19 protein-coding genes are annotated in these 17,291 nt (G+C 59.1%); 7 read left to right on the forward strand and 12 right to left on the reverse strand.

What is annotated here, in order from left to right; all coding sequences use genetic code 11:
* Nucleotides 1–53 precede the first annotated feature (53 nt).
* The 9 genes from AC1Q6P_RS11545 to AC1Q6P_RS11585 all read right to left on the reverse strand — a co-directional run bounded on the left by AC1Q6P_RS11545 (nucleotide 54) and on the right by AC1Q6P_RS11585 (nucleotide 8,993).
* Complete coding sequence (locus AC1Q6P_RS11545) at nucleotides 54–1,595, reverse strand: hypothetical protein (protein ID WP_492664814.1); 1,542 nt, start codon at nucleotides 1,593–1,595, stop codon at nucleotides 54–56.
* Nucleotides 1,596–1,666: 71 nt separating this feature from the next.
* Nucleotides 1,667–2,479 carry a TniQ family protein gene (locus AC1Q6P_RS11550; protein WP_492664813.1) on the reverse strand — a complete coding sequence of 271 codons (813 nt, stop codon included), beginning with the start codon at nucleotides 2,477–2,479 and terminating at the stop codon, nucleotides 1,667–1,669.
* Nucleotides 2,476–3,444, reverse strand: coding sequence for a TniQ family protein (locus tag AC1Q6P_RS11555; protein WP_492703187.1), 969 nt, complete (start codon nucleotides 3,442–3,444; stop codon nucleotides 2,476–2,478). Before AC1Q6P_RS11555 ends, AC1Q6P_RS11550 begins: the two co-directional genes overlap by 4 nt.
* Nucleotides 3,431–4,390, reverse strand: coding sequence for a TniB family NTP-binding protein (locus AC1Q6P_RS11560; protein WP_492664811.1), 960 nt, complete (start codon nucleotides 4,388–4,390; stop codon nucleotides 3,431–3,433). The genes AC1Q6P_RS11555 and AC1Q6P_RS11560 overlap by 14 nt, the downstream gene beginning before the upstream one ends.
* Nucleotides 4,391–4,393: 3 nt before the next feature.
* Complete coding sequence (locus AC1Q6P_RS11565) at nucleotides 4,394–6,232, reverse strand: TnsB C-terminal domain-containing protein (protein ID WP_492703189.1); 1,839 nt, start codon at nucleotides 6,230–6,232, stop codon at nucleotides 4,394–4,396.
* Nucleotides 6,233–6,299: 67 nt separating this feature from the next.
* Nucleotides 6,300–6,977 (reverse strand): Tn7 transposase TnsA N-terminal domain-containing protein, encoded by a 678-nt coding sequence (locus tag AC1Q6P_RS11570; RefSeq protein WP_492664809.1) that lies wholly within the window; start codon nucleotides 6,975–6,977, stop codon nucleotides 6,300–6,302.
* A gap of 148 nt (nucleotides 6,978–7,125) precedes the next feature.
* Nucleotides 7,126–7,602, reverse strand: a complete 477-nt coding sequence (locus AC1Q6P_RS11575) for a helix-turn-helix domain-containing protein (protein WP_171827112.1) — start codon at nucleotides 7,600–7,602, stop codon at nucleotides 7,126–7,128.
* A 220-nt stretch (nucleotides 7,603–7,822) separates the two neighbouring features.
* The gene (locus AC1Q6P_RS11580) at nucleotides 7,823–8,431 is read right to left on the reverse strand and encodes an HAD family hydrolase (protein WP_492664808.1); all 609 of its coding nucleotides are present in this window, start codon (nucleotides 8,429–8,431) and stop codon (nucleotides 7,823–7,825) included.
* 313 nt (nucleotides 8,432–8,744) lie between these two features.
* On the reverse strand, nucleotides 8,745–8,993 hold the full coding sequence (locus tag AC1Q6P_RS11585; RefSeq protein WP_492664807.1) for a helix-turn-helix domain-containing protein: 249 nt from the start codon (nucleotides 8,991–8,993) through the stop codon (nucleotides 8,745–8,747).
* A gap of 737 nt (nucleotides 8,994–9,730) precedes the next feature.
* Between AC1Q6P_RS11585 and AC1Q6P_RS11590 the strand changes: the two genes are divergently transcribed.
* The 7 genes from AC1Q6P_RS11590 to AC1Q6P_RS11620 all read left to right on the forward strand — a co-directional run bounded on the left by AC1Q6P_RS11590 (nucleotide 9,731) and on the right by AC1Q6P_RS11620 (nucleotide 14,980).
* Nucleotides 9,731–10,288: a 3'-5' exonuclease gene (locus tag AC1Q6P_RS11590; RefSeq protein ID WP_492664806.1), complete on the forward strand. Its 558-nt coding sequence runs from the start codon at nucleotides 9,731–9,733 to the stop codon at nucleotides 10,286–10,288.
* A gap of 462 nt (nucleotides 10,289–10,750) precedes the next feature.
* Nucleotides 10,751–11,461: a hypothetical protein gene (locus AC1Q6P_RS11595; protein ID WP_492664805.1), complete on the forward strand. Its 711-nt coding sequence runs from the start codon at nucleotides 10,751–10,753 to the stop codon at nucleotides 11,459–11,461.
* A gap of 280 nt (nucleotides 11,462–11,741) precedes the next feature.
* Nucleotides 11,742–12,020, forward strand: a complete 279-nt coding sequence (locus AC1Q6P_RS11600) for a hypothetical protein (protein ID WP_492664804.1) — start codon at nucleotides 11,742–11,744, stop codon at nucleotides 12,018–12,020.
* Nucleotides 12,017–12,385 carry a helix-turn-helix domain-containing protein gene (locus AC1Q6P_RS11605; RefSeq protein ID WP_492664803.1) on the forward strand — a complete coding sequence of 123 codons (369 nt, stop codon included), beginning with the start codon at nucleotides 12,017–12,019 and terminating at the stop codon, nucleotides 12,383–12,385. Before AC1Q6P_RS11600 ends, AC1Q6P_RS11605 begins: the two co-directional genes overlap by 4 nt.
* A complete protein-coding gene (locus AC1Q6P_RS11610; protein WP_492664802.1) occupies nucleotides 12,382–13,482 on the forward strand; it encodes an ImmA/IrrE family metallo-endopeptidase in 1,101 nt (366 codons plus the stop codon). The genes AC1Q6P_RS11605 and AC1Q6P_RS11610 overlap by 4 nt, the downstream gene beginning before the upstream one ends.
* Nucleotides 13,482–14,117, forward strand: a complete 636-nt coding sequence (locus AC1Q6P_RS11615; RefSeq protein ID WP_492664801.1) for a C1 family peptidase — start codon at nucleotides 13,482–13,484, stop codon at nucleotides 14,115–14,117. The genes AC1Q6P_RS11610 and AC1Q6P_RS11615 overlap by 1 nt, the downstream gene beginning before the upstream one ends.
* 2 nt (nucleotides 14,118–14,119) lie before the next feature.
* Nucleotides 14,120–14,980: a thymidylate synthase family protein gene (locus AC1Q6P_RS11620; RefSeq protein WP_492664800.1), complete on the forward strand. Its 861-nt coding sequence runs from the start codon at nucleotides 14,120–14,122 to the stop codon at nucleotides 14,978–14,980.
* A gap of 15 nt (nucleotides 14,981–14,995) precedes the next feature.
* Here the strand turns inward: AC1Q6P_RS11620 and AC1Q6P_RS11625 are convergent, their stop codons facing one another.
* Genes AC1Q6P_RS11625 through AC1Q6P_RS11635 form a run of 3 tightly spaced genes read right to left on the reverse strand, consistent with a single transcriptional unit; the run spans nucleotide 14,996 to nucleotide 17,283 of the window.
* The gene (locus tag AC1Q6P_RS11625) at nucleotides 14,996–15,667 is read right to left on the reverse strand and encodes a uracil-DNA glycosylase (RefSeq protein WP_492664799.1); all 672 of its coding nucleotides are present in this window, start codon (nucleotides 15,665–15,667) and stop codon (nucleotides 14,996–14,998) included.
* Entirely contained in the window at nucleotides 15,664–16,968 is a 1,305-nt protein-coding gene (locus tag AC1Q6P_RS11630) for a nucleoside triphosphate pyrophosphohydrolase family protein (RefSeq protein WP_492664798.1), read from the reverse strand. Before AC1Q6P_RS11630 ends, AC1Q6P_RS11625 begins: the two co-directional genes overlap by 4 nt.
* Nucleotides 16,969–16,995: 27 nt before the next feature.
* Nucleotides 16,996–17,283 carry a DUF4031 domain-containing protein gene (locus AC1Q6P_RS11635; protein ID WP_492664797.1) on the reverse strand — a complete coding sequence of 96 codons (288 nt, stop codon included), beginning with the start codon at nucleotides 17,281–17,283 and terminating at the stop codon, nucleotides 16,996–16,998.
* Between the last annotated feature and the right edge of the window lie 8 nt (nucleotides 17,284–17,291).

Consider the following 17,291-nt stretch of genomic DNA (forward strand, 5'->3'; position numbering starts at 1 on the left):
CGCTATGGTGCCGGCGCCCCAACACGTTGACTGTTGATGGACGCCCAGCCTGCCTACCGCGTACCGTTCGATGCCGACGCTGATGGTGTCATGCTAACTAGCAAAACGCGAGGACAAACAAGCGCTTGACCTTCGAGCTTGATGCCCCCGGTCTTCCAGACCGAGCGCACAAGCTTCGTGGGTATGGTGAACGCACCATTACGGCCAGAAACCTCGATGAATTGGAAACTCGTCTGCGAAGCAACGGCCGCCGGCGGCACACTTGCTGCGGAGGCTGGCACGTCTGCCATCGCCCTACTAGCAGCAGAAACCGGAAGGGCCGTGGCCGAAGCTGCAGTAGCATCAGCTGCTGAGGCGGAGCTGGAAACAGCAGATACCGGCGGCACCATATCTTTCTTCGAGAGGATGCCACGCCAGCACGCCACCTGCATCGAAGGCTCCAGCGTGGACTGAATCGTCACATCGTAGAGCAGACAAGCTCTGTCTGACGCACCTTGGGCTCGGCCCCATCCCTGCGCATCCATAGACTGCAGTAGCTCGCAACCGCCAGGCTCTAAAACTAACACTGCGTTCTCAACCCGGACCGATGCCAGCACCATCACTGCCTCAAGAACGCGCGAAGACATCCCCAGGGCGATCACCACGGTCAGCAAAATCAGCGCGTTAAAGCTGAGCACCGCGGCCCACCTAACAGCGGCCCCCTGTTTTCGTCGCACCAACACGGCAAGGCTCACGCTGAAGGCCGCGACGATGCCAAGCGAAATGACAATCGCGCCTATCCAGAATGCCAAAGAGGACTTCTGCTCCTGCAGAAAGTCGGTCTTGGTAAATACGACGAGCAAGATCAACAGCGGAAAAAGCGAGAGGACTGCAGAGCCGACTCCGAAGAAACCCCAGGCCAGCCAATACTGATGCCTCTCGTTCGGCGCCGCTCCCTGATGGTCACCCCTTGTTGCATCACGCGTCGCCTCGCTGAACTTCATGTATTGCCAGATCAGCAGCGCTCCCATGACTCCTGCAGGAAAGCCCACGCTGATGAGCAGCGCTAGATGCGACCATTCGTCGGGCTTGTCGCGACCAACCCCGGTCGCCATCAACGTCAACCCCAGGCAGCCAGCGCCGACCGTGGACAGGGCGAACCCGGAGATGCGCTTCCAGCTAACTGACCCCATAGCATCGAGCCCGTCACCCATGGACAAGCCAGTCGCTACATCTACGTCGGCGCGGGAAGATCGAAGCGGGGAGAACCACTGGCGCACGCGCACTGCAAAAGGACTCTCGTCAGACACCGTGTTCGCCATGATGGCTGGTGCTAGCCAGGCCATAAGGAACAGTACGGCCACAAACAGCGCTGATGAAAGAACGATCTTGGCCATAGCGCCGGTGCTGGCGGCCTGGCCAATGGGAACGCCGCCGATGCCCCAGAAATAGAAGAGAGTCAGCGCGGTGCCCGCGAAACTCACGAAGGCGCCGCCGGTCAGTAGCAACCACAGCGGGCGCAAGCGATCTACTAGCTTGGCAACTGGTTCTTCCGTCATTTCTTTTCCTCCTCGATCGGCATTGTCAATGCGCGCATGGTCCAGTTTCCCTCTCACGGCTCATTCAGCTTGTCTCCGATGGTTCGCATCTAACGTCGAGTCAAAGCTGCAACCCAACCTCCATCTCGTCATCGACTTGCAGGATCTGCGACTGCTACATGCGACTCTCGCGCGGAACGCCAGGCCTCTAGCTTCCGATCGACGTGCCGACTCCCTTCGCCCACAAGCAATTCATACTCGCCGCCCAGGCGCTGAATGAGGTGCCACTTGCCGCGCAGGTTGAAATACTGCTGATAGAGCGCGGCCATGGTTGCCTGCCCGTTCGTCAACCAAAGCAGATCAACGCCACCCAACGCTTGCAGGCTTTCGCGCGCTAGGTGTTGCACCGGCAGCCCTGCGAGGCGACCACAGCAAGAAGTGCAGCGACTCAGAGACGCGTGCCCTGCTCGACCAGCACGCGTCGACTCGATCAGATAAGGATGTTGAACAAACGCTTCGCAATCCGCGCAGGCGTCTTGCAGGATGGCGTCATGGATCGGGCACCAACGCCAACAAGCGAAACGCCAGTGAATGTCGAGGTAGGGCAAACTTCGCTCGGCAAGGCAGCAGGGACAGAAACGGAATCGCGCCTCACGGTCCTTGCCAACCAGAAGAATCCTGTTTGACCCTACACGCGACAGCGCCACGCCTTGCATCAATCGGTTGGAGATCGAAAAACTGCTCGGCGGCAGGTGGCAGCGCTGCCGCAGGTCGTCCAACGCCTTGCCTTGCAGATGCCAGTCCAGATCCCCTTGAGCAGGAAGGCCAAGAAATTGCCTGAGTTCACCGAAATCGCCGATGCCTTGTGCAAAGGCCAGCCTTGTTAGCCACGCGCTAGGCGCTTCGAACTGAAAGGGCTGCGGCACACCATATTTCAACGAAGCGCCTTGAGCAGCACTCATAGAAACAACGGCATCTGACGGCGCGGACGCGAGCCTACACGACGCATCCCTGAGGGGCGCATCGCGCGATGGACATCCAGCAACCAGGCCGCGCGGCGGCCATCAACATCAGCTGCGGGCTCTTCCGCCAATTCAGTGAGTACCGGCAGGTGGACGTTTTCGAACGCCTGCGGCGTAATACCTTCCGCGCGGTCTACCTCAGAAAGACGCCGCAAACCGCGTGTGAGCACGGCACCTACAACGGACAGCCTCACTGAGCTGTGCCGCACGGCACGCACCGGCGCATCTGGCCTCTCTAACAGGCCGAACGCCTCCACCAAGCGATAGGCACCGTCTACGGTCATATCCTGAAGCAGCGGAGGCAGCCGGAGAGATGCACTTCTGGCCACGCCCGCATCTCCACAGAGGACTGCCTCGACCCATTCCAACCAGGCAATCAGCTCGGGCTCAAGTGATCCGACCTCATCAAGCGGCTTGAAGAAACGCCCACAGCGACAGATGCGCAGGCCCGGCCTGGCCCACTGGATCTTTCGGCTACAGACAGCGCATGCCTGCACCAAGCTGCAGCCGTGCCGCCAACATGCGGGTACTGCCCTCGTGAGCCAGCCGATGCGAGCAAAGCCGGTTTCACGAAGACAGAGCGGACACAGCTTTGCCATCATGGTCGTCGGGGCGACCCAGCGACACAGGCGATGGCCAGCCAGGTGCACCCACCGTCCACCGGCTCTGCTTTCAAGCAAGGACATCCGGCCACGCACCTCGTCAGCGTCGGCATGCAGCGCCCACGCCACGGCCACGACGTCGCTGTCGCTAAGCCCGGTACGCCGATCCAGCCCCAGCCAACGCATGCCCTCCTCGTACTGGACGCCATTGGCCTGAAATGCACGGAGGAGCCAACTCATGGTCGACTCCTCCAGCATCGGAGGCACGACGATCCCAAGCCGACTCTGCTCACGCGGAGGCATACGGATTCACCACTTGGCTGGACGAACCGCTGATGCGCTGAAAGGCAGTCTGGAAGTGGCTGAGATCAACAGCCTTCGCTTTCGCATCAAAGGCGACCAGCACCGCCTCCGTCAGCAACAGCTTCACTCGCCGACGGTTGCCCAAAACGGCTTTGTGCGTGCGCTTGGCCATTTCCTTGTCGGCCAAGATTGAGAAATCTATGCAGCGCGTGCGCTTCCCGATCTCCCCCAGGAATTTGGCCCAAGGCTCATCGTCATCAAAGTGTCGAAGACTCAGTCGAACGGACACCCGGTCGGCCAAGGACTCGTCCACATTCTCCAAACCACCAAAGCTGTTGCTTGCGAGGAAGACCAGGGCAATGCCGGTCTCGTCCATCAGATCGCGCAGCACCTCCGAGGCCGTCGTCTCGATTGTTTTCGGGGCCTTGGACTTGCGGACAGATTGCTCGAGCACATGCGCCTGGTCAATGAAGATCATGCGTGTGCGCTGCTGCTGAAGCGCCTCGAAAGCAATGTCGCGCATGCTGTCAAAACGCCCCCGTCTGACCGCCGTGAAAGGGTGATGCACCGCCCTTAGCAAGAGCGACACGATGCTGCCTGCACATGGATTCGATCGAAGCCGTATGCTGATTGCCCCATAGCCCTCGACGATGTCAGTGGCTGTCGGAAGGCTCTTTCGGAAGTACTCGGAGACGCTGGTCTTGGACGTGCCCGGCGGGCCTGACACCACAATGCCTTGTGGGCAATTGGGGCGCAACGCCAGTTGGTAGGCTCGGTCAAAAGCGGCCAGAACCATATGCAGGTCTGCGAACAGCACATACTTCCTGGCCACCTCATCGGATGCGAGGATTGCATCAGGCGAGTACATGAACATGCGGCGCTCAGCGACCTGCCGAGCCTCCTCTTCGTCAGAGTCGCCGGTATCAATGATGTCGAAATCGTGCATGGCTTAGAGGTCAATTGCCTGAAAATCGTCGGGGTCGACAAAGGAGTACGCCTTAACCTGTTCAGCGCTGATTGGCTCTGCACAAACGGCCACTGGCTTTGGTCGTTCACTGGGTGCTGCGCTGAGAACGCGTGCTGATGTCGCGCCTGAATAGCGGGCCGCCAGCCGTTGGTCAGCGCGCGACTTCCAGCTCACAGATTCCTGCCAGTGCTCATGCAGGCGAAGCCGGGCGCGCTCAAGGTACTCATAAGCCCCTGAGCTCTTCAATTCGAGCCGGGCAAACTTGCGGATTTGCAGATGCTGGTTCCAGCTCAGGCCATTGGCGTACTCGGCCCAACGGCAAGAGCTGGCTACCCAACTCTGGCTCTTGGGATCTTGAATCCACACCTGAGACATGTCGTCTGGGTCCCACTTCACCCAGGTCTTGAATCGAGTTCCGAGCGCTCGCCGCATGGAGAGGAGCTCTGGACCACCATACGGCAGACCATGCAGTTCGACCCCGCCCTGATGCACCGTCAGCTGCTTCGACATTGCCGACACCATGCGAAGCCGCTCCAAGTCATGGGGAAACCGCGCGGGCGGCACGCGTGTCAAGCCTTCCTGCATCAGGTCGTAGGGCCGGGCCAACTTGCGCTCATTCACTTGGAACGGGTGGTAGTCAACAACGTACATCACCAGCCCGCGGACGAAAGCCGAGAACATGATCGCGGCGTCTTCGTCAGGATCAAGTTGAACAACGTTGGCTAACCGCTTGTGCACGCGGCCCCGTGTCAACGTCAAGGTGTCGAGCGAACCAAAGAAGCGTTCAACATGCGGCTTGAGCCAAGGTGTTCGAACTCGGCAGTAAGTGAAGTTGGTTCCGAGCTCCCAGCCCATTCGCTGGAACATTGGCGAATGAAACTCCAAACCATTGTCCAGCCGCACCGAATCTGGAATTCCGTTGGCAAGCCACTGATGCTCCAGCTTGATGCCTGCCACCATGTCCTCCTTTGGCATCAAAGCGCATCGAACTACCCCACTCACACTGCTCAGGCCTGCCCCATAAAAGCTGACGTAGAAGCCGACGACGTAGCCGGAATAGGCATCGATCATTACCGTGAGCATGGGCCTGCCAAGCGGCAGTCCAGTCCGATCGCAAATGACGACCCAGTTCAGTGGCGTATGGTCAACCTCCACCACATCGAACGGGTACTGCGCAACCGTCCCATCCATGGCGGTGCGTGTGACCATTCGCGCTCGCGACGCACCCTCTCGCGCTTCGATGACGCGGTATCGGTCGAGCGCATTGACGCGGCGCGACAGCGTGCTCAGACTGATCCGCGTCTCAGCTTCATTGACTTTTCCTGATGCGACCAGCGACCTGGCTTGAGCCCGAATCATTGTCAAAGCATGCCGAAGAGAATGCCGGTCACGCGTAAGGTACGCCTTGCGAATGGTTTCTCCAATCAGTCGATCCATTTCAGGATGCAACTTGCTGCGGCGTACTCTCTGTGCGTTGCCCGTCACCAATGCCTGCGGCGCTTGCATCGACGTCTCATACATGCGCAGCCATCGCATCACCGTGCTACCAGATGGAGGACTGGGATCCTTGATGCGCTCGGCGACTTGGGGTATCAGTCGTTCGATGGGTCGCCGCATACCGCGGCTGACATGGGCCTGCCTGACGGCAACCACATAGGCCATCTTGCGCTTGAGATCTTCAGCGTGGGCCCCCTTGAGGTCTTCATAGGACACCAGCGGCACTGCTTGAGCATTGCTTGCTAGCGGTGGGGCTGCAGCGTCATGACCAAGCAAAACAATGTCACCCGTCCAAATGGCCTTGAGCAGCTTGTGCTTCGCCAAGGTGCCAGGCCTGCGCGTGCAGCAAACTTCGTAGCACCAGCTTCCGTCGGGAAGCTCGCGGGTCAACTCAAGCGTTTGTGCGCCACGGCGAAACACCAAGCCAGCGCGCAAGGTAAACGACATCTTTGGCCTCCAGATAGTCGGAGTGAATTAGGTGGCTGCTCGGCACTGCGGTCGCCGATCTTGAAAGGGCGAGTACGCGTGTAGCGACAAGGTGGAAGATCAGTTCTCGCGTGACGCCCAGGTAAGTCGTTAGAGACTCAAGTGACGCCCCCTTTGGACGGGCCCTGAGGTGCTGAGTGACTTTTTCTGCGTCTGCGGAGTCAAACGCCCCCTTTGCGTATCGGAGCATCAGACGGACTGTCTTGTCCTGTCGACGGCGGCGGAGGGCCTGCTCTGAAACGACGAAGAATGGTTCGCCGCGGTCGGCCAAGTACTTCGCCGCCAGGTCGAACAGCGGCCTGTACTTGGGAATGTTTGCCTCAAGCTTGACCTCCCAGAACGACTTGCGGCCATCCAAGGTTTCGACCCGGAAGTCGGGGGTGTAGGTCCGACCTGCCAGCTGCAAGGTCTCAGGCTGCGAGATGAGGTTCCACGTCGCCGGACAAAGCGCAGCGAGTTGTATGAAGTCACTCTCGGTGGTGGCTTCGGCCTGAACCGGTGCGGGCAGCACGCCCTTCAGGTTCAGGAGGTGGACGGTTCGAGGCGTAGTCGGCTTGATCAGCCGACGAACAGGGGTGTCCATAGATCTCCTTGTGGGTCATTGGCGCCTACGTGATGCATAGGGGCGAGCTTGACCAATGCGATCCACAGGGAGATACTTAAGTCGCCAAACCGTCGGGTATCTCCCGGCGGAAACGCCGGTCATTCGAAAGGGTGGTCGGCGTTTTTCTTTACATGGCTGCCTCCATCGACTCGTCAGCGACGCCCCAAATCACGAGGCGAACGGGTAGGCCCTCACCCGGGGCGATGACTTCAACACGTGAGCACCATCCCTGGCGCATGGCATCGATCGCCTGAGTCAAGCACCCGGAGACTTGGTCCTGTGCGGAGTGGCCGGCTCTTCTTGATCGCGCGCGACCGCGCCAAGCTGTTCGCGATTGCTCAGCTGCCAGTGCAAGCAGTACAGCGTCATCGGCACATAACGCCAGCGCTGCCGCCAAACGGTCAACGATCTGTTCCGCCGGTGCGGGTCGAAGCGACCGTTCAATGCCGCACAGATAGGACGGCGCAATGCCAGCCAACTCTGCGATCTCTGCTTGGCTCCGTCCACTCGCGATCCGCGCGGCTCGAACACGTACGCCGAAGTCGCCCGTGCAAGCTACGAGGTCTGGTGATGACGGAACAGTAAAAGTCTGTTGTGAATTCACAGTTCACTGGCAAATGCCTTTGGACCCAGTGAATTTTGGGCAATTACCCGCGCATCGTCCAGAATGTTTTTAGGGTCGAGATGCAGAAGTCAAATACTGAATTTGAAAAACTCAAGTGCAATCAATAGCTTAAACGCCGTATAAATATTTTCCAAACTCAGTCCTCCTTCGTCTTGTACGAAACTCGATTGATCGATTTTCATACTGCGGTTTGGCTAATTCAATGCGAGCCAAGTCCTCGCAGCCACTCATGGGCGAAAGCCGCGAGATTTGAATGCATGGAGTCCACCAAGCTCAGCTCGTCGCCCACATTCGGTGAGCCGTCTGGTTCCCGCAGAATCAGTGCCTTGTGCACGTGTGCCGGCATCCCGCGGTGATACGGCAGGTAGTCATCGACGAAGGCAGCGGGCGACAGCTGAGCAATGACAGCTGCCTTAGGACTGGTGCTTGACGAAGCATTGCCGGTGGCGATCACTTGTCGGACTGGAAAACCCAGCTCGAAGATGTTGCGGCGCCGAGCCTCCGCGAATTCATCGCGGATCGCTGTCACGCAGACTAGGTCAAAACCGGCGTCAACCAACGTTTGACAGGCCTCCAACGCGCCCGGCAGCGCCGGCATGGTGGCCCAGTGCACATCGTCAAATGCCCGCCGGAGTTGCTCCTTGCGTTTATCGACCAGCCGCTCCACGTCCCACCGATCCAAGGGCCAGTAGGCGTTCGCGTTCTTTAGGCGCGGCCGAATGCCAAACGCCCGCTCCCAAGCCCCTGCGTAAGCAGCGTGGTAGTCAAGCAGGACTCCGTCGACGTCCAAAGCGATCGTAGGCTTCATTGCGCATCCAAAAGGTAAAGGCTGCGTTGGCGGCAGTCCAATCCTAGTTGGCGATCACGATAGGCCAAGACTTTGCTGTGCGCCACTTCGTTGTCGGCGCGAGTATCGAATCAGGAAACGGCTCGCTGCTGCGATTAGCGCAATTGCGTCTTTCTGGCACTTTCACAAAAGATGCCTACTGGACTCTGGGTGATCCACATCCATCAATATGGACCCTGGTCGTTGCAACCAGCACGCGCAGTTGATGTGTGAGTGTTTCAGCGTGAGGTTATCCCACCCCAAAACACCCATGTGAGTAATGGTGTTCGCGACCTCAAGATCCAGCGGCAGCACCAGGGCTGGAATTTTGAAAGACGAATAGTTCGCCGGCAGGGATTTCTAGCGTCTCGGCCAATTTGCAGATGTTCAGCAATGCCACGTTCCGCTGCCCTCGTTCAATACCGCCTAGGTATGAACGGGCGATGCCACTCTCAAGCGAAAGCCGCTCTTGCGACCAGCCCTTCGCCTTACGAAGCTGTGCCAGTCGTCGCCCGAAAAGCCTGCGCGGATCGTCCTCCTGCATGTGGTCCCAACTGAATTGATCAGGCAGGATGCTAGGAATATGGTCACTATTGGGCCACGCTCTATGAGTGACAACGGCCAACTAACGTGGCACCATATGTCACTCATAGAGGTTATTTTGAGTATGGCGCGGGGTCACAACTATCGAACTACCGCCCATGACCGACACACGCGCCTCTCGTCCTCGCCAGAAGGCGAGGATGGACTACTCGACGGGCAGTGTTCGGCACACACCTGTCACATGAGACGTTGAGCTGGAGAAAAGATGCAGTGTCCGTATTGCGGAAGTCCCCACACCCAGGCCTATCCTGCGGCATACAGTTCAGGAACGGCCCACCTGCACGTACGCCACGATGCAGTACCCGGACTTGGGGGAGCATCGTACGGTTCGGTCCAATCAAACTTGGCTCAACACTGTGCGCCACCTAAGCCACCGTCCCCAGTCGCCTTTGTGTTGGCGTATGCTTTTGCCGGCTTCGTCTTCTACGACACGTTCATCGTGTCGAAGCACGTCGCCTGGAAGCAGCTGCCTATCGCCGGTGGAGCGCTGTTGGTCGGTTGGGCGCTCTGGCGAGCGTGGCGAGCAGCTGCTCGGCTCTACTCCGCCGACAAAGAACGCTGGATGGCCTCGTTCTACTGCCACGGCTGCGGGCAGAGTTACACGGTCACTTAACGAGGGCCGGACAGGCGCCGGGCTAGAGCGACTCCAAGGGCGACATCCACCACTTGCACATCGCTATGCCTGGAACCCATCCCATCCTGATCCTTGACCTCGAAGCGACTTGCGCTGACGACGGGAGCATTGCTCCCGAGGAAATGGAAATCATCGAAGTTGGCGCTGTCTGGGTCTCCGCTGATGGCCACGTTCTAGACACCCTCCAGTGCTTTGTACGGCCAAAGATGCGCCCACAGCTGACTGGCTTTTGCATGGCGCTCACAAAGATTGATCAAGGAGACGTCGATGCCGCGCAGCCTTGGGCGGCCATTGCAACTCACTTAGCCGATTTCGCGAGACGTTATGAGGGCGCATGCTGGGCAAGCTGGGGCGCTTACGACCGACTACAGGTTGCTCGTGAATGCGCTCGACATGCAGTTGCCAACCCACTTGCCCAGTTGCCCCACACGAATCTGAAGGCGGCATTTGCGAAGGCGCGGCGAATCAAACAGGTGGGAATGATGACAGCGCTCAAGATTGCCGGGATGCCGCTCGAAGGAACCCATCATCGCGCGCTATCGGACGCCCTCAACGTGGCGCGTTTGTTGCCGCTCTGTGGACTGTTGGCACCCATACGTTGAGCAATTGAACGTTGAGTAGCCTCCTCCGAAATGTTTACAGGTTGATTCGTCGACCAAGTGCATTTCAAGGCATAGGAACATCCGATCCGGGGCACAAGTGCTCTGCCTTCAGAAATGGCAACGCAATTTTGCACTTCGCCATCAAACAGCTTCAGCGGGACTGTCACTGCTAATTTGAAGCAGCAACGGCCGCCTGCGTCGACTGCGCCTAACTAGCTAGCCCCCCCACATGGAACTACCAGGCCCCTGCCATCAATGGCTTGCAAGCGCCCATTTCACGGAACTCAGGGCGCTTTTCTCATTGGAGCTGTAATTCTTACCATTTCGTCTCATTCGACTGGGAAATCCTGCCATCCGTCCACCACCCGAAGCAGAACACGCCGGTTAGCTATGAAGTTAGGGGTTAGCATTGCATTGCCCATCGATGGCCAATGCCCGACTCATAGACCCCAGAATCAGCTCATGAAAAAGGACATGCAACAACAACCCCGGTGGTGGGAGAAGACGGTGGAATACGCCTTCGTCTTGCAATGCCTACCCGAAGCTGCCGCCATTGCGCCACTATCAGGGGTGGCCGAGCAAGGTGTCGGTGATGCGACCTTACGCATTCATGAGGCCTACTTGCTCGTCGAGTTCAAGGCTCACCGCCAAGCGATGATCGATGAACTCGAGAAGTACGAGCGGGCGCTGCCGTCGAATGCCAAGCAAGCCCACCTGGCGCGCAGAGCAAGGCTGGATGCATCGCTGGCGACCCTGCGTGCCCTTCCGCAGAGCGATGCTCATCAGCTGGTATTCGGGGACATGGACAACGGCCAATTGCGGCTGGCCCATGTCCGATACACCGACGCCTTGAACTCGACGACCAAGGCCCACTGGCTGGATCGGGCGACAGTGCAGGTCCTGCCTCGCCGGAAACATGCAGAAATGATCGAGTACTTGGCCCGACTCCGCGAGCTAAGAGGTGTGGATTCGGAATCCAACGGCACGGTGGTCGTTGGGGTCAGTTCGGACGGATGTTCGGTGATGACTATCGAAGAGTTCGAGCGAAACGAGCCCAGCCTTCAGCTAAGCATCGCACATACACCGTCGTTGGCGGCTGAGGCAGCCATTCAGCACGGCGTGGAGAGAACTTCCCGCGAGCGCGCCGACCGGTCGAGAGGATTCTCGCGGTAGCGGTGCCCTGCCCCGGCGCGCTACGTTCGGCAACGACTGTGGGCACATCTGCACGAAACAAAGACGCCCGGCCGCGGCATGCAGCGCATGCGCAGATCTCTCGGACGCTGAATCTGAATCGCCTCGACTGGCCGAACCGGCACGAGCAAGCGTACCTCGACGGCAAGCTAGTCAAGTGTTTATGCCGCCCCACCAATAGAGCCCCCGCGATGCACTTGCATTTGCCAACGCATTGACGTACGATTTTCGTACATTTAATGTTTGATTTTTGGAGGCCGCGATGAATGAGCTTTATGGCAAAGTCCAAGCCGCCTTAGAAGAGTTCTGGGACGAACGAGCGATTCCTGAGGATGACGGTGGGGCGGCCACGGTGGATGACTTAGTGGGGCCCGTCGAGTCCATGGTCGCGGTCGACGTACTGGTGGCATTGGACAAGATCACCGGACTGAAGCTGCCGAATTCAGTCATTCAGGCTGGTGGCTATAAGACGAAGGCGGAGTTCGTCACCAAGCTGACTGACGCGGTGCTCAACCACGTAGCCAAGAAGTCAAAGTCATGAGCACGGCTGTCGACAACACCGAGGATCCCGATCGGATGCAACTGGGCCGGCGCCTCAGAGAAGCTCGGGAATACGTTGGCCTCTCGCAAGAAGAGGTCGCGTTCGCTCTGTCCATTTCCCGGCCAGCTGTGGGCAACATCGAAGCGGGCTCGCGCAAGGTCGAGGCTTTTGAGTTGAACAAGTTAAGTGAGCTGTACGGTCGCACAGTGGATTACCTGTTGACCGGCGAATCTCCGGCGGAAGATGTACGCGTGGCCTTTCTTGCTCGGGCAACGAAGGGGCTGTCTGACGGTGATATGGAAGAGCTTGCCCGCTTCGCGGCATTCTTGAAGAACTCCCCGAAATCAAAGAGGCGCAAACCATGAATGCGGACGACGACGCCCTGCTGGCTGCCGCGCGCCGAGCAGCCGAGGTTCTGGAGGAGTTCGAAGCAAAGAAGCGGATCGAGGCGGGCTACACCCGGATCGACCCTGAGCAGATTGCCTCGGCTTCTGACGTCGTCGTCATGTTTCGAAAATTCGACCTGCTGCTTGGCGGCTTCTTAGTCGAATCCGGCAACCCGGGCATCATCGTCAACTGGGATCGTCCCCGTGGCCTGGTCCACATGACTTGCGCACACGAGCTCGGCCACTTCTCTCTGGGCCACGAGAGCACTTCAGACACCACGGTCGATGTCCCAAAGAGCGCAGCCCTGGTCGAGCGTACGGCCAATCAGTTCGCATACGCCCTACTGGCCCCGGCGTGGTTGGTCGCACAGACGATGCGCAATCACCGCTGGGGACGCGCCAGCTTGCGTAATCCAGCCGTCGTGTACCAAATGTCGTTGCGGCTGGGCATGAGCTACACAGCCATGGCCTGGTCGCTCGCTCGCCTGGGTCATCTGACTCCCGCCGAAGCGAGCGAGCTCGGTGAGGTCCCCCCTATCGTCATCAAGCGCGCATTGCTCGGCGGCGCCGCGCCCGATGACTCGCGCAAAGATGTATGGATGCTGACCGAGGCCGATCGGGATCGCGTGTTGGAGCCTGGACTCGGTGACCAACTGGTCTTCGACCTGCCTAACCACGTTAGCTCAGGCCACCTCTGGTCAGTGAACGAAGCGGTGAGTGAGGGCTTCATGCTCAAGCCGTTTGTGCGCGATGCACGCCACGCACCCGCGCCGAAGGGCGCCGACGTCGTCGTTGGCGGTGATGGCGCGAGGCTCCGTTACGAGCTGACCAGGCCGCAAGAGGCCGTCGTGGCGGATCAATCTCCCGCCGACTCCTCGTCTACTGCCGGGGACGCCGACGCCGCGCCTACGCTCGGGGCAAGAAAGAAGGCCATCGCACTCAGCGAGATTGCGCCCTGGAAACGGGAGCAAGCCCCCACCGGACATCTCAATATGTTCGCGGAATTCGAACGGCTCGACGATGGCCTGCCGCAGCCTGAGATCGATCGACGATTGGCTAGGATGCGGCCTGCCTGATGATCTCCACTCAAATCGATCTCTCGGCCCGGCTGGGCGTTGCACGGGACCAAGGCCGCCGGCCGACGTGCCTGGCATTTGCGGGAGCCGACCTCAACGCCGAGGCGAATGGCATAGGGCATCTAAGCGTCGAGTACCTTTGCCACCATGCAGCGAAGCTCGCCGGAAACTGGTGCCCAGGCCGCGGCTTCGGTTTGGACGATGTCCTTGGCGCGATCCGCAGCCCTGGTCAGCCGCTGGAGTCGGTCTATCCGTATCAGCCTGACGGTCACGACACGCCCCTAGCTGAGCCTGGCGCCGCTATGGAGCTGATCTGTTCTCCGACTGCGCATTACCTGGACCTGAAAGTTCCTGATGTCGTGGAATTGATAGCGGCGGGGAAGCCAGTCGGTCTCGTAGTCCAGGTTTCCCAGTCGCTCATGGGACCGGTTGACGGGGTTATCGCGTTCGATCCACTTGTACTGCCGGATCAGTTCCACGCACTGATCGGTGTCGGCTTGGGCGTGGACGAAGACTCGGGCGAGAAGTACGTGCTGATTCGGAATTCTTGGGGCGAATCATGGGGGAACGCCGGCCATGCCTGGCTCTCCATAGCTCTTCTCGACATTCTCCTTGTGGAAGGCTTTCTGATCTGACCATGGCCAAGCTCTTTGATACCGAAGTACGCGTCGTGCCGACTTGGCTGGCAGTAGCCCGCCATCTGAATTCACAGAAAGACCGGCATGGCAAGAACCTGCTGCTCGAGATCACTGATCCGCTCACCATCACCGCAGAGGACCGCGCGGTTATGGCAAAGGTTGACACGGCGTTGGCGCACTGCAATCTCACGTTGAACACGGTCGCCGGGACAATATTCCCGCTGGCGCTATACAAGCAGTTCGGCCGACCTGGTTATTACGACAAGTACAAAGTGATGCTGAAACGGGGCCAGGCGGTCAAGACCTGGGGCACCTATGCGCACCGCATGATCGAGCGACCCGGCAAGAAGCCCGGAACGACGATCAATCCGCTCGAACACCTGATCCAAAAGCTGGCCAACCAGCCGATGAACAAAAAGACCGGCAGAGCCAGTTCCTTCATCGCGACCTACGAGCTGAGCGTCGCCGATCCTGAAACAGACCTGCAGGCGCAACAGGAGTCCGAGTCCGAGTACCAATGCAGTTTCGAATTCGAGCCAGACGTTGGCGGGGACATCCCGACATACAACCCTGCTCTCGACATGAAGCAATGGCTAGGCCTTCCATGCCTCTCGCATCTGAGCTTCAAGCGCGTACAAAAGGGATCGGCGTACGCCGTTGACTTGACGGCGATTTATCGCTCGCATCACTACTGCGCTCGCGCTCTTGGCAACCTACTCGGTCTGGCGCAACTGTTGTCCTTCGTTGCGAAGGAGAGTGAACTTGAAGTTGGCACGCTAAGCTGCCTGTCTACCCACGCGGAACTCGATGTGGGCAAGTGGGGCGACGTCGCAGTGTCAAACAGCGTATTGGCCGCGTAACGACGCTACGACAGATTAGAACAGCGCGGCCTGTGGTGAGGCCGCTGCCGGCCGCATCTCTGCTCCGTAGATCCGCTGCATACCCCGACGAAAGTCCGTGACGCCTCCGTAGCTGGGATGACGTACGCATTCGACTTCGACGCCGAAGGTTGATGCATATGAGACGGCGTCCTGACCGATGCAAACAATACGTCGAATCCCCAACCAATCGATCAGCGTGTGATTCAGCTCCGTAACCTCAGAAAGCTCACGCGCGGCGAACTTTCTGTTGGTCATGGGGTCGTCCGGATCATGCGGGTGGAACGGAAACACGTTCCATAGCAGTGGCGGCCGCTCCAGGCGCGCCAGTACAGCCCAGATCTCGGTCGCGGTGCGTTCGGCGATCGAAGGCCCCTTCGTCGCCTTGCTCGGCGAAGAACCTGGGTAGTGCTCGGCGATCAGGGGCAGGCGCGCCTCGTCGGTCAGCGCCAATCCCGTGCGACGCCCACCACGATAGCCAAGGTCTCGACCCATCCAGATCGTGTCCGTGCCGAGGCTTTGAACTGCGGCCAGATAGTCACGCAGGTTCTTGCGTCGCACGGCGGGTGCGTTCGCCAGATCGTGGACTTCGCAGTGATCGCGATAGGGATTAAACACACCTTGCAGTTGAACGCCTGCCAGTGCGGCGACGAATGCGCGTGGGTTCATGGTCTTGACTCAGGTAGGGGCGGAAGTACAGAGCCAACTTCTCGCGACCGGCGCGGCTTTGGAGGCGGCGCGGGCTCAGGTGGCAGAACGAGAGGACTGAAGGCGATCTTGTGTGCGTCCATGTCGACAGTGACAATTCCGCTGCCAGCCGCACTAAGGTCGCGGAAGACTTTGAAGCCATCTAGGATGGCAAGCTCCCATTGCCATAGCGGACAGTCAGCAACCTCGTAGCCTTCGACCATGTCCTTCACTTGCTTCAGCAGACCATATTCGAGCTTGCCAACGTCAGTGTTCACGTAAAAGGCATTGCGGTCCGCATGGTTGAAGATCCACGTCGCTATGCCTTCTTCAATGATCGCAGCCCGTGCCCCATCTTCGTTCTCGTCCTTCTCCGGGTCAGACTTGCGTTTGATTTTCAGCAAGGCTCGAATCACTGGCGACCACCCCAGATGCGCCACATAGGCCAGGTGGAAGACGTCATGGAACCTGTAGCCATCGGGCACTGATCGGTTGTCGGTCAGCCGATCGCCAACATTTACGTTCCGAATCTGCTGGATGACGTAGGGGCGCTCGTTGGCTTGCCCCTTGTTGTAGAGGCGCTCGATGAAGGCCACTTCGAACTGGCGCTCAAATCGCTCGTGAGCAGGTGATGTTTCGTCGAAGTGCGGAAGGTATTTGGCGCCCTGGCGAGGCCAGCGCGATTCGAACTTCTTCAAGTTCTCGGAGACCACATCGACGAACTTGAGATCGAACAGCCATGCGACGGTCACAAGGTCTGCCAACAACTCGGCCAGCAAGGCCGGCGGCGTAGGACTCACAAGATCCGGCGAACTGGGAACGCCCATCAACTGCCCAACATGGTGACCCAGATCGGAGAGCACCTGGACGCGATCCATCGCCTGAAGTTGCTCGCTGCACATCGCGTGGATGCCATCGAAGGGTAGGAACGTGAACTGGCCCGCCGGTGGGGGACTGGAAACCTCAAACCGGCGCTTCAACTCACAGAGGCCAGCTGCGCCGATCTCGGGAAGGCTGTGGCCGTACCCAACAGCGACTTCTGTCAGGTACCAAAGGCAGTCACCCAACTCTTCCTGAACGACTTGCTGCTTCGCGATCCCGTAGTCGCGGTACGACTTCTTGACGGCAGCCAGAAGTCCGCCCACCTCACCAATGAGACCAAATCTGAGTTGGTAAAGCGCTTCATCCTTGCCCTTGAACTGGTTCGCCTCGTCAGCTCGCTGCTGATATTCCTCCAGCGTTACCAGCGGCGCGCCGTTGCTTGAGATTGCCGACTTCTTCATGTTGTTGTCCCTCCCTACTTGATTTGGTCAGGACTGTGGCACAGCCAGCTCTTCAGATTTCAGCTCGCGCTTGAGCAACTTTGCACAACTGATGATGGTCTGTCGGTCACCCATGCTCGCACCCATGGTCAGGGCACGATCACGCATGCTGACAGTCACGTCATAGTGGGGATACACGGACTTCGACTGGAACCACGCCTCCCGCAAGCCCAGACGCCGGGCGAAGGCATGGAGCTCCGGCAACGTGTCCGCGACGAGATGGCACCAGAGCTTCCCGCGCCAGGGAATCAGCTCATCATCAACGTAGACAGCCATGCTTGCCT

The sequence above is a fragment of the Roseateles sp. GW835-FHT13E02 genome (assembly GCF_058794035.1).